Source organism: Gemmatimonadaceae bacterium (assembly GCA_035533015.1).
Lineage (GTDB): Bacteria > Gemmatimonadota > Gemmatimonadetes > Gemmatimonadales > Gemmatimonadaceae > JAGWRI01.
Window position 1 is genome coordinate 29,669 of sequence record DATLUQ010000047.1, and the last position, 11,403, is coordinate 41,071.

Annotated in this window: 11 protein-coding genes and 2 tRNA genes; 2 read left to right on the forward strand and 11 right to left on the reverse strand. The window is 69.3% G+C overall.

What is annotated here, in order from left to right:
* Positions 1-4 precede the first annotated feature (4 nt).
* Both VNF92_09260 and VNF92_09265 read left to right on the forward strand, forming a co-directional pair.
* Positions 5-796, forward strand: a complete 792-nt coding sequence (locus tag VNF92_09260) for an isocitrate lyase/phosphoenolpyruvate mutase family protein (GenBank protein ID HVA58066.1) — start codon at positions 5-7, stop codon at positions 794-796.
* Between the two features lie 192 nt (positions 797-988).
* Positions 989-2,059 carry a hypothetical protein gene (locus VNF92_09265; protein ID HVA58067.1) on the forward strand — a complete coding sequence of 357 codons (1,071 nt, stop codon included), beginning with the start codon at positions 989-991 and terminating at the stop codon, positions 2,057-2,059.
* A 427-nt stretch (positions 2,060-2,486) separates the two neighbouring features.
* On the opposite strand, the gene VNF92_09270 is transcribed toward VNF92_09265, so the two are convergent.
* From VNF92_09270 to VNF92_09320, 11 genes are all read right to left on the reverse strand, one after another.
* Positions 2,487-2,560, reverse strand: a tRNA-Met gene (locus tag VNF92_09270).
* 80 nt (positions 2,561-2,640) lie between these two features.
* Positions 2,641-2,714, reverse strand: a tRNA-Met gene (locus VNF92_09275).
* A gap of 35 nt (positions 2,715-2,749) precedes the next feature.
* A complete protein-coding gene (locus VNF92_09280; GenBank protein ID HVA58068.1) occupies positions 2,750-4,606 on the reverse strand; it encodes a heavy metal translocating P-type ATPase in 1,857 nt (618 codons plus the stop codon).
* On the reverse strand, positions 4,596-5,492 hold the full coding sequence (locus VNF92_09285) for a universal stress protein (GenBank protein ID HVA58069.1): 897 nt from the start codon (positions 5,490-5,492) through the stop codon (positions 4,596-4,598). Before VNF92_09285 ends, VNF92_09280 begins: the two co-directional genes overlap by 11 nt.
* 147 nt (positions 5,493-5,639) lie before the next feature.
* Entirely contained in the window at positions 5,640-5,957 is a 318-nt protein-coding gene (locus VNF92_09290) for a hypothetical protein (protein HVA58070.1), read from the reverse strand.
* Positions 5,954-7,234, reverse strand: coding sequence for a phosphopyruvate hydratase (gene eno, locus VNF92_09295; protein HVA58071.1), 1,281 nt, complete (start codon positions 7,232-7,234; stop codon positions 5,954-5,956). Before eno ends, VNF92_09290 begins: the two co-directional genes overlap by 4 nt.
* Positions 7,235-7,250: 16 nt before the next feature.
* Positions 7,251-8,012 carry a lysophospholipid acyltransferase family protein gene (locus VNF92_09300; protein ID HVA58072.1) on the reverse strand — a complete coding sequence of 254 codons (762 nt, stop codon included), beginning with the start codon at positions 8,010-8,012 and terminating at the stop codon, positions 7,251-7,253.
* Complete coding sequence (gene thiL, locus VNF92_09305; protein HVA58073.1) at positions 8,012-8,959, reverse strand: thiamine-phosphate kinase; 948 nt, start codon at positions 8,957-8,959, stop codon at positions 8,012-8,014. Before thiL ends, VNF92_09300 begins: the two co-directional genes overlap by 1 nt.
* Positions 8,956-10,641 carry an NAD(P)H-hydrate dehydratase gene (locus tag VNF92_09310; GenBank protein ID HVA58074.1) on the reverse strand — a complete coding sequence of 562 codons (1,686 nt, stop codon included), beginning with the start codon at positions 10,639-10,641 and terminating at the stop codon, positions 8,956-8,958. Before VNF92_09310 ends, thiL begins: the two co-directional genes overlap by 4 nt.
* A gap of 42 nt (positions 10,642-10,683) precedes the next feature.
* Positions 10,684-10,884, reverse strand: coding sequence for a hypothetical protein (locus tag VNF92_09315; protein HVA58075.1), 201 nt, complete (start codon positions 10,882-10,884; stop codon positions 10,684-10,686).
* The gene (locus VNF92_09320) at positions 10,881-11,267 is read right to left on the reverse strand and encodes a Minf_1886 family protein (protein HVA58076.1); all 387 of its coding nucleotides are present in this window, start codon (positions 11,265-11,267) and stop codon (positions 10,881-10,883) included. The genes VNF92_09315 and VNF92_09320 overlap by 4 nt, the downstream gene beginning before the upstream one ends.
* Positions 11,268-11,403 lie beyond the last annotated feature (136 nt).

The window sequence follows — 11,403 nt, forward strand, 5'->3', positions numbered from 1 at the left end:
GACGATGCAGGATCGTAGAGCAGAGGCATTTCGCACGTTGCACGCGGGGCCACCGTTCGTGATGCCGAACCCGTGGGACGCGGGTTCGGCGCGCGTCTTCGAAGCGCTGGGATTCCGCGCCCTGGCCACGACCAGCTCGGGCTTCGCGTTCACCCTGGGCCGGCTCGATGGCCGGACAACGCTCGACGATGTTGCCGCACACGTCGAAATGTTGAGCCGCATCACCGCGCTGCCGGTTTCTGCGGACCTCGAGAACGGCTACGGCGCCGAGCCGGCGAGTGCGGCGCGCGCCGTCACGCACATTGCTTCGGCCGGTGCGGTCGGCGGTTCCATCGAAGACTGGGACAGCGCGCAGCATCGACTCTACGATCGCTTGCATGCAGTAGAACGAGTCACGGCCGCCGTCGAGGCAGCGCGCGCGCTCCCCTTTTCGTTCACGCTGACTGCGCGCACCGAGAACCACATTCGCGGTAATCCTGATCTCGACGACACGATCACTCGGCTGCATGCGTTCGAACAGGCCGGCGCCGACGTCCTCTATGCGCCAGGACTGACCACGCTGGAACAGATCCGGACCGTCTGCGCCGCGCTGTCCAAGCCGGTGAACGTGCTGGCGAGGCCAGATTTCTCGTTCGACCAGCTCGTGGAGGCGGGGGCCAAACGCGTGAGCGTCGGTGGCGCCCTGGCGTGGGTTGCCGCACGAGCGATGGCCGATGCGGCGATCGCCATCCGCGACCACGGCGATTTCTCGGCGCTGTCGGCGCGGGTGCCGCTAGTCGATTGGTTCAGATCTTGATATGGCAGGACGGAGCGGCACGTGCGCACGCCTGAAGGCTTGATCCACAACCACGGCACCATTCGCTCTGCCCTAGCAGTACGGGCACGGGGGCTCATCGCCAATACGGCATTACCCACATGGCCGCCTGACGCGAGATCCTGCATGCGGGAAACCCGCATCGCGCAATCTCTCTCCAGCCTAAGACCAACGATGCGTACCACGTTCGGAGTGTTGTTAGCCGGCGCCACGCTGATCGGCGCCGTGCCGCTCGCGGCCCAGGGGACGTCTTGCTTCGCCACCGCAACATCGATGACGCCAGCCGGGTGGCACGCCGTCGCCCTGGCATCACCCCGCGCCCCGCGAGGGCCCCTGCGGCTCGTCGCGGACATCCCGCTTCCCGGGCCCGCGAACCGCTTCGACTACCAGAGCATCGATCCGGCGGCTGGCCGGCTGTACATCAGTCATATGGACGCTGGGCAGTTGGTCGTGTTCGATCTCAATTCGTCGCGTGTGGTCGGCGAGGTTGACGGCGTCGCACGAGTCACCGGAGTATTGGCCGTTCCCGCCGTTCATTCCGTTTACGTCTCGGCACCGGGCGGCCACCAAGTCGCGGTAATCGATGACCGCACGCTCGCCATCAAGGGGCGCGTCGGCCCCATCCGATTCCCGGATGGGATCGCGTATGCGCCGTTGGTGCACAAGGTATTCGTGTCGGACGAATCGGGCGGGGCGGACGTCGTGATCGATGCAGCCACGAACACCAAGCGCGCCACCATCGCGCTGGGGGGCGAGGCCGGCAACACCCACTACGACTCGGTGTCGCACTGCGTGTTGGCGGCGGTCCAGACGAAGAACCAACTCGTGGCCATCGACCCCGTGCGCGAGCGCGTCGTCCAGCGGTACGACCTACCTGGATCGGACGGGCCTCACGGCTTCACGCTCGACGAGGCGGGGCGCCTGGCGTTTGTGTCGAGTGAGGGGAGTGGCGTGCTGCAGGTGGTGGACCTGCGCACCATGCGGGTGCTGTCCACGCACCGGGTGGGAGACGATCCCGACGTGCTGGCCTGGGATCCGGGATGGCGCCGACTCTACGTCGCGTCGGAATCCGGCGTCGTGAGCGCGTTCGAGGCGGACGGGGCGGTGGTCCGGCCGCTCGGCGATCTACGTGCCCCGCATGCCCACACCGTGGCCGTGGATCCGCGAACGCACCTCGTGTATCTCCCGCTGCAGAACCTGGGCGGGCGGCCCGTCCTTCGGGTGCTCACGCCGCTGCCTCAATGACCGGACTGGGCCGCATGATCATCGGGCCCCACCTTGGATCCTGTACGGCGGAACGAACGTTCGATGACGCGTCGGCGCGCGCCACGAGCCGTGAGCCGCCTGCTTGGACCAGGGTCCCGGAACAGGTGCCCCGCCGGGGAAGGCCCGCGGGCCAATTCGCGCCCTTGACAGCAACCGGGGCAGATAGAGCGCAATGCGTGGTCTCCCGGAACTCCGTGAGCACGCTCGACGGGCCTATGGGCCACAACAAAACCGGAGAACTGATGCCAGATATTCTCCAGATAGTCTATGCCCTTTTTTATGCCCGACGCGTCTTGCCACAGAGGGGCAAGCACACTCGCCAACAGAGGCCCGCCGGGGGCATAAACCGACGACTCGCGCCAAAACGCTTGATCGTAAAGCATTAACCAACAATAACTTACAAAAGTAGCAGGGGTGGGACTCGAACCCACGACCCCGGCATTATGAGTGCCGTGCTCTAACCACCTGAGCTACCCTGCCCCACGTCCTACGCTGGCCGATAACCTAATCACGGCCTTGCTCAACAGAAACCGGCCGGCCCTTTCGGACCGGCCGGTAAATAGCGGGGGCGGGATTTGAACCCGCGACCTTCGGGTTATGAGCCCGACGAGCTACCAGGCTGCTCCACCCCGCGCCAGTGCCTGAAAGGTAGCCCCGATCAACTGCCGGTCAAGCCCGTGCGGCAGCCGACGAACTCGTTCTGAGCGCGTTCAAGATCACTGCCACATCGATCGCTTCCTGCAACAGCGCGCCCACGGTCGGCACGATGTCCCCTCGCGCCGCGAACACCATCGCCACCGCGCTCAGCCCCAACCCGACCCAGATACTCTGGCGCGCCACGCGCAGCGTGCGCTGGCCGATGCGGATGGCCTCGACGACGCGCGCCGGTTCATCCACCAGGATCACGACGTCCGCCGCCTCGGCGGTGATGCCCCCGCCGTGCCCGGCCAGGGCAATCCCCACGTTGGCCGCGGTAAGCGCGGGCGCGTCGTTGACGCCGTCTCCCACCATCACCACGCGCGCCCCCTCGTGCACCAACCGGTTCACCACAGCCACCTTGTCCTCGGGCAGCAGGTCGCCGTGCACCTCGGAGATCCCGACTTCCTGCGCCACCTGCCGCGCGTTGGGCGTGTGGTCCCCCGAGAGCAGCACGGTGTGGTGAATGCCAAGCCGTCCCAGGTCGATCAACACGGCGGCGATGCCGGGGCGGAGCTGGTCGGCATAGTCCACGATGCCCGCCAGGCACCCGTCCACGGCCACGTAGGCCCGAAGCCCGTCTCCCCCGTGTTCGAGCGCCGCCACCGACTCGAGCGACACGCCGTGCCGTTCCAGGATGTAGGTTCGCGCGCCCACCGCCACTTCGCGCCCGTCCACGTCTCCCACGAGCCCGCGACCCGGCGTCTCGCGCAGGTGGCGCGGCGTGGGCAGCCGGCCCACCCGCCGCTCGCCCTCGCGCACGACGGTGCGTGCCAGCAGATGGCTCGAACCCTGCTCCAATGCGGCGGCCAACCGGAACACTTCGTCTTCGGTGAAGCCGGGCGCGGGCACCACGCGATTCACCTCGGGCATGCCCACGGTCAACGTGCCGGTCTTGTCGAACACCGCGGTGTCCACGCGGCTCAACTGCTCCAGCGCACCGCCGTTGCGCACGATCACCATGCGCCGGGCGGCGGCGTTGATTCCACCGATGATCGCGATGGGCGTGGCGAGGATGAGTGGACAGGGCGTGGCCACGACGAGCACCGCCAACACGCGCACCCAATCGTGCGTGGCGAAGTACGCCCCGGCGCACACGACGAGCGTGAGGGGCGTGAACCACACGGCGTAACGGTCGGCCACGCGCTGCAGGGGCGACTTGCTCGCCTGCGCGTGCCGCACCAGGTCCACGATGCGCGCGTACTGGCTCTCCTTGGCCAGCGTCGTCGCGCGCACGGTCAGCGCCCCATCGCCGTTGACGCTGCCGCTCATGAGGCCCGCCCCGGGCTCGGCGCTCACCGGCATCGGTTCTCCGGTGAGGCGCGACGCGTCGACCAGCGAGTGCCCGTCGGTCACGACGCCGTCGCAGGGGACGAGTTCGCCGGCGCGCACCATCAACAGATCGCCAACTTGGACGTCGTCCACCACGATGTCGGTCACGCCGCTGCCGTCCAGCCGGTGGGCCGTGCGCGGGGCGGCGGCCTCGAGTTCGTGGATGGCGCGAGACGCGCGCCCTTCGGCGTAGTGCTCGAGCGCCTCGCCCCCGGTCTGCATGAGCACGATGACCAACCCGGCCAGCGGCTGGCCGATTGCCACGGCGCCCACGATGGCGAGCATCGCCACGACGTCGGTGGCGAAGTGGCCGGACAACGCCCCGCGCACCGTGCGCCAGACCACGGGAGCGCCCACCACGACGAGTCCCCCGAGCCATACCCAGTGACTGGCCGCTACCCCGTTGGCTCCGGCGCGCGCCACGACGCCCATGCCGATGACGAACAGAGTCGCCGCCGGCAGGAGAACGGCACGGATTCTGAATCCGTCAGCCCGCACGCGCCTCCGGCGGCACTGCGAACACCGAGCAGCGCGCACCCCTGATCAGTTTGGTCGACACGCGGCCCAGGACGGCACGGACCACGAGGCCGTGGCCGTGCGTGCCGGTGACGATGAGATCGGCCTGCGTCCGCTCGGCCTGGGCGAGCAGCTCCCGGGCCGGGTCGCCATAGAGGATGACATCCTCGGCCGCCACCCATGAGGGAATCGTAATACGCTTGCGCAACTCCCGGAAGCTGGCCCGCACCGCGTTCTCGTACGCGTCGTCCCAGGCCGGCCACACCCCCATGGAAATGTCGCGCGGCACCACGTGCGCCAGGGCAAGCTTGGTCCCGTCGCCGAACAGGGGCATGGCGGCCGCCAACGCCCGCTCGCTCGTCTCGCTGAAATCCATCGCCGCCACCACGCGCGTGGGAAGCGCCTCGGCCGCCGGCGCCACGGCGAGCACGGGAACGCCGGCCAGGCGCAGCACGCGCAGCGCGGTCTCGCCGCCGAACCAGCGGTCGATCACGCCGTGTTCACCCAGGCCGAGCACGATCAGATCGGCGTTGGCTTCGTGCGCCACCCGGGCGATGGTCGCGTCGGGGCGCCCGTCGATCTGCTCCACCGACCAGGAGGCCGATTCGGGAGCGCCGCGGGCCAGTTGGTCGAGTACGTGCCGTTTCAACTCGTCGTGCCGCGCCGTCTCGATCTCGGGCACCAGGGGCAGGTTGCCCTCGGGAGTCACGAACGGCATCGGCTCGACGGCCGTGACCACGCGGATCTGCGCCCCGTCCCGTTGCGCGATGAGGCGCACGATGTGAATGGTCGCGTCCATGGCCGGCGAGCCATCGCTGGCCAACAGCAAGACCGAGAACTTGCGGCGCGACTCCGATGCAGTGGTCATGGCGTCTCCGGCTGTCCTTGGCAGGCAGGCAATAGAGGTTCCGAGGGAAGCCTACCACGCGCCGCGCAGCGGGAGTGTCGCACAATCACCGATTCTCTGCCCGGAAAACGCGTGACGGCTGTCCGGCATTCCCCCACGGACCAGCGATCATTGCAAGGTGCTATCGGGCGCGTCGAAGCGGTAGAGGATTTCCTTATCGCCCCGCACCCACCCGAACTCCTCGCGGCCGATGCGTTCCTGCAGCGCCGGATCGTGCAGCACGCGGTCGCGATAACGGCCCAGCGAATCGACGATCCGTTGCAGCGAGTCGACCTGGATGCGCAGCGTACCGGTCAGGCTGCGCTGCCGCACGAGATCGAGCGTGCTGTACTCTCCGCCCTGCACCGCGAACACGAGCGCGACGGCGCCCACCACGATCCAGATCGCGCGCTTGGCGCCGAGCGGGAGCCGACGCTTGGCGCTCACAGCCCGTAGAGAGCTCCGCCCGGGAATTCGGCGGCGCCCCCCAACTCCTCTTCGATGCGCAGCAACTGGTTGTACTTGGCAATGCGATCGGTGCGGCTGGCCGATCCGGTCTTGATCTGTCCCACGCCGCTCGCCACGGCCAGATCGGCGATGAACGTGTCTTCGGTCTCGCCCGAGCGATGCGAGATCACGGACAGGTACCCCGCGCCGCGCGCCAGATCGATGGTCTCGAGCGTCTCGCTGAGCGTGCCGATCTGGTTCACTTTGATGAGAATCGAATTGGCCACGCCGCGCTCGATGCCTTGCGAGAGGAGTTCCGGATTGGTGCAGAAGATGTCGTCGCCAACCAACTGGCACCGTTCGCCGATCGCCTCGGTGAGCTGGTGCCAACCGTCCCAGTCGTCCTCCGCCAGCCCGTCCTCGATCGAGATGATGGGGAATTCCTCCAGCCAGCCGGCGTACAGCTCTACCATAGCCGCGGCGTCCTTGCGCGCGCCGCCGCTCTTCTTGAACGTGTACACGCCGTCTTTGTAGAACTCGCTCGCAGCAGGATCGAGCGCGAGCGCGACCTCCTGGCCCGGCGCGAAGCCGGCCGCTTCGATCGCTTCGATCACCACGCGTAACGCTTCCTCGTCGTTCTTGAGATCGGGAGCGAAGCCGCCCTCGTCGCCCACACCGGTGGACAGCTTGCGCTTGACGAGCACCTTCTTGAGCGCGTGGAACACCTCGGCCCCCATCCGCAGGGCCTCGCCGAACGTCTCGGCGCCTACCGGGACGATCATGAATTCCTGAAAATCCACCGTGTTCGTCGCGTGGGCGCCACCGTTGAGGATGTTCATCATCGGCACGGGCATCACACGGGCAAGCGGGCCGCCCAGGTACCGGTAGAGCGGCAGGTTGACCAGTTGCGCCGCCGCCCGCGCGGTGGCCAGCGACACGGCGAGAATGGCGTTGGCCCCCAGGTTGGCCTTGTTCGGTGTGCCGTCGAGTTCCAGCATCGCCGCGTCGATCTCGAGTTGCCGCGTGGGATCCATGCCGACGAGCGCGGGGCCGATGGTCTCCTCGACGTTGCGCACGGCATCGAGCACGCCCTTGCCGCCGTAGCGCGCCGCATCGCCGTCGCGCAGTTCCACGGCTTCGTTTTCACCGGTGCTGGCGCCGCTGGGCACGGCGGCGCGCCCTTTGATGCCGTTGGTGAGGAAGACGTCGGCTTCGACGGTGGGATTGCCGCGGCTGTCGAGAATCTCGCGCGCGTGGATGTGCGAAATGTTTGTCATGGTCGGATGAGTGCGGTCAGACAGGACGTTCGTTGGCTTTGGCGATGGCACGATCGGACGGCCGCACCCCGTATCGCGTATGCAACGCGTCGTCCATGCGCTGCCAGACGCGCGTCATCACATCGCCGCGGTCCGCATACTGCAGCCCCGCGGTGGGGATCGGCTCCAGGAAATGTAAGTGAATCACGCCCGGACGGATGCGGAAGGTGCCCTTGCCCATGACCTCGCGAGCGCCGTACACGACCGTCGGCACGATGAGCGCCTCCGACGCGATGGCCAGCACGAACGGCCCCTTCTTGAACGGTCGCAGCGGGTAGTCGTATCCGCGGGTGCCCTCGGGGTAGACCACCACCGAACGCCCATCGCGCACCTTCGCCGCGGCGTCCTTGTACGATTCGAACGCGCGCTTCCGGTTGTCCCGCTCCAGAAAGACGATGCCGGCCGCGGCCGCCGCCGGTCCGAACAGCGGAATCCTGCGCAACTCGCTCTTGGCCACGAAGCTGTAGCGCGGCAGCGTGGCAGCAAGCGCGAATACGTCGAACCAACTCACGTGGTTCACGATGTACACGACCCCTTCCAACCCGACCGCACCCGCATCGTCGTGCACCTCCACCCGCGCGCCGGCCGCCCAACAGGCCGCGCGCGCCCAGAGATGCATACACCGCTGGTAGATGCCGTCGCGCTTGTCGCGCACCCCCAGCAGGCCCGCCACCAGCACCACCGGACCCAGCGTGCACGTGGCCAGCGTGACGACGACCAACGTGAGAACGGTTCGCATCAGACCGAAAGGTGATCGTGGCCGCGGCCCGCCGCAACGCGACGTCCCGCGTCCCGCACCTCCACGATGCCGGGATGGTCGGCCACAGCGCGGCCCACGGCCGTCAACGGCAGGCCGAACAGCGACGCGAACGCCGTCGAGTCGAGCCCCTGGGGCGCGGCCACCAGCAGTTCGTACTCCTCTCCACTGGCCAGTGCGTCGCGCGGCGAAACACCGGCACCCACCGGCACGGCTCCCAACTCGAGTTCGATGCCCACGCCGCTCGCGGCGGCGAGATGCCCGGCGTCGGCCGCCAGGCCGTCGGAAATATCGATGGCCGCCGTGGCGCCCGCGGCCGCCATCCAGCGTGCCTCGGCAATCCGGGCCACCGGGCGAGCGAACCGCTCGCGCTGCTCGGGGGACGGCGCGCGGCCGGCGAGGAACGCGGAGAGCGCGGCCCCCACTGCCCCCACACGACCGGTCAGGTAGAGCGTATCGCCCGGCCGCACGGCATCGCGGCGCAACACGGCGCCCGCGTGGCCGAGCACCGTGGTCGTGATGCTGAACTCGGCGCCCGCCGAAAGGTTACCACCCAGAACCTTCGTCTCGGCATTCGATACGGCGACGCCGATGCCCTCGGCGATCTCGGAGAGCTTGTCGCGCCACGGCTCGGGGAGCACGATGGCGGTGAGCACGCCCAACGGCTGCGCAGCCATGGCGGCGAGATCGCTGAGCGCGGCCGTCACGGCGCGATAGCCGATCTCGGCGGGGGTGAGCCAGCCGCGGCGAAAGTGCACCCCCTCGACCGCGGTGTCGACGCTCGCGATGAGATGCTCGCCCGGCGGAACGTCGAGCACGGCCGCGTCGTCGCCGGCGCCGGCGCTGTGCGGGCCCCACTGCTCGAGGAGCCGGCGGATGGCGTCGAACTCCGCGCCCGGCCCCATGCCGGTGTGTCCCGGATTGCTCACGCGCGGTGCTCCACCGCCGGCAACTCCACGAGCACCGGCGGCCGGGGTGCGGCACTGCTCAACCGCCAGGCGTCGGGGAGCGCCGCCACGACGTCGTCGAGAATGAGGCCGCGCGCGTCGCGCCGCGGCGGCACCCGCGCCCCCGCAACGCGCACACCGGAGCGATCGTCGCCGTCATCGAGCGGTTCGTCCAGGTCGGCGTCGAACGGTGCCTCGCCGTGTGCGGGACCGAGTTGCACCAGTTCGGCGGCGCGGCCGTGCACCCAGGCGGCGCAGGCGGCGGCCGGCGCGGACGCGCCCATCTGGGCGAGCAAGGTCACGGTGATGCCGGTGAGCACGTCGCCGCTGCCGCCGGTGGCGAGCACGGGCGTGCCCGCGGCGCTCACGAAGCGCGCGGCGCCATCCGATGCGAAGATCACCGTGGGCGTGCCCTTGAGGAGCACGGTGGCGCCCAGCCGCACGGCGAGGCGGCGTCCGATATCGAAGCGGTGGTCGAGAACTTCGGGTACCGTGGTACCGGTGAGACGGGCGAACTCCGCCGGGTGGGGGGTGAGCACGGCGTTCCGGCCGCCGAGCAGCGCGGCCAGCGCATCGAGCGCTCCTGCGAATACGTTGAGCGCGTCGGCATCGAGCACCACGGGACCGCGCCAGTCCGTGAGCACGCGATGCACCAGGGCGCGCGAGCGCGGTGTGTGCCCCAGGCCCGGCCCCACCGCCACCGCATCGGCCCAGCCGGTGATCTCGCGTTCCACATCGTCCCCCGTCGCGGGCCAGCCGGCGCTGAGCACGGCGGCCTCGGCGCGCCGCACCGCGTCGAGCGACGACGCATCGGCGATCACCTTCACGAGGCCGGCGCCTGCGCGGAGGGCCGCGCGCGCCGCCAGGATGACCGCGCCCGACATGCCCTCGCCGCCGCCGATCACGGCCACCTTGCACCGCGTACCCTTGTGCGCGTCGGCGTGGATCACGGGAACCTGCGCGGCCACCCAGGGCTCGTCCACGAGCAGCGGCGCGTCGTCGCCGAGCGCCGCGTGCGCCCCGAGTCCGATGTCGAGCACCACGAGGTCGCCGCATACGCCACGCGAGACGAGCTGTCCGCGTTTCACGCTGCCGTACGTGAGCGTGAGATCGGCAATGAGGGCGTGCGTCGCGTCGCCGGTCGTCGCGTCGAGACCGGTGGGAAGGTCCACCGCGGCCACCCTGGCGCCGCGCGCTCGTTGCGCGGTGACGATCGCCGCCACTTCGGCGATCGCGCCGCGCGGCGCACCCGACGAACCCGTGCCGAGCAGCGCATCGATCACCACGTCATACGCCGCGGTGCGCGCCGCGTCGACGGCGACCTCGTGCAGCGTGCGTCCACCCTCCGTGCGCGCTCGGGCGCGGGCGGCGATCGCGTCATGCGATCTGCCGGGCGCCGCCTCGCAGACATCCACCTCGATGCCGCCGGCGGCCAGCACCCGCGCCACCACCCAGCCGTCGCCCCCGTTGTTGCCCGGCCCACAGCATACGAGCACGCGCCGTCCGACGAGCGGGCCGAAGCGGCGTTGGATCTCGTGCGCCGTGGCCGTGCCGGCGCGGTCCATGAGCGCGGCCGACGGAGTGCCCGCCGCGATGGCCGCCGCATCGCGCGCCGCGGCCTGCGCGGCAGTGACTACACGAACGAGAAGGCGGGGATCGGTCATACGGCGTGCCGGAGGCCGGCGGCGCCGCGCGGCGTCACGGGCCTACTTCTGGGACGTACCGACGGTGCGGCCGTAGCTCAATTCGCCGTTGTCGATGCGCAGGTTGAACCCACAGTCAGGATTGCTGCAGGCCCAGGCCTTGTACATGATCGGGGCGCCGTCGCGGCCGTAGTCGCTGAGCGGCAGCAGCACACCGGCGCCGCACTTGCGGCAGGCGGGCCATTCCACCGTGGCCGTGGTCATGCGGGAATCGCCCCGCACCACGGGTAGGCGCGTTCGAACGCCTCATCGAAGTCGAAGGCGCCCGCGAATTCGTCGCGCGTGTCACTGGGCTGGCTGAGCAGGAAGCCGAGGTCGACGAGCGTGAACACGACGTCGCCGATGTCGCTGCTCGTGCGCACGCCCCAGTGTTCCAGCACTGGACGCGCCATCACGCCGAACCGATCGAGCGCCAGGTCACGGCAGGCCCAGGACAACTCGCGCCCCGTGATATGGCGTCGCTCCGACAGCCGTTGCTGGCAATACTCGAGCGCCGCGAGCACGAAGAGGTATGCTCGCTCGTCGAACCGCCGCTCATAGAGCAGGATGCGGTCCATGATGCCGTCGCGAAAGGTCAGTTCAGCCACTGGATCTCAGGCGGTCAGGATCGTGCCGGGCCCCATGCCCGACGTGGACATTATGCGGCGTTTGCTTCGCAATCACAACTCCCCGGCGCTCTTGACATGGTGCGATACAGGGCCCGATATGTTGACACTGTCTCCG

Coding starts and splice junctions, on each gene's coding strand:
- VNF92_09260 (HVA58066.1), top strand. CDS start 5: ATGCAGGATCGTAGAGCAGAGGCATTTCGCACGTTGCACGCGGGGCCA.
- VNF92_09265 (HVA58067.1), top strand. CDS start 989: ATGCGTACCACGTTCGGAGTGTTGTTAGCCGGCGCCACGCTGATCGGC.
- VNF92_09285 (HVA58069.1), bottom strand. CDS start 5,492: ATGACCACTGCATCGGAGTCGCGCCGCAAGTTCTCGGTCTTGCTGTTG.
- VNF92_09310 (HVA58074.1), bottom strand. CDS start 10,641: ATGACCGATCCCCGCCTTCTCGTTCGTGTAGTCACTGCCGCGCAGGCC.
- VNF92_09315 (HVA58075.1), bottom strand. CDS start 10,884: ATGACCACGGCCACGGTGGAATGGCCCGCCTGCCGCAAGTGCGGCGCC.
- VNF92_09300 (HVA58072.1), bottom strand. CDS start 8,012: ATGCGAACCGTTCTCACGTTGGTCGTCGTCACGCTGGCCACGTGCACG.
- eno (HVA58071.1), bottom strand. CDS start 7,234: ATGACAAACATTTCGCACATCCACGCGCGCGAGATTCTCGACAGCCGC.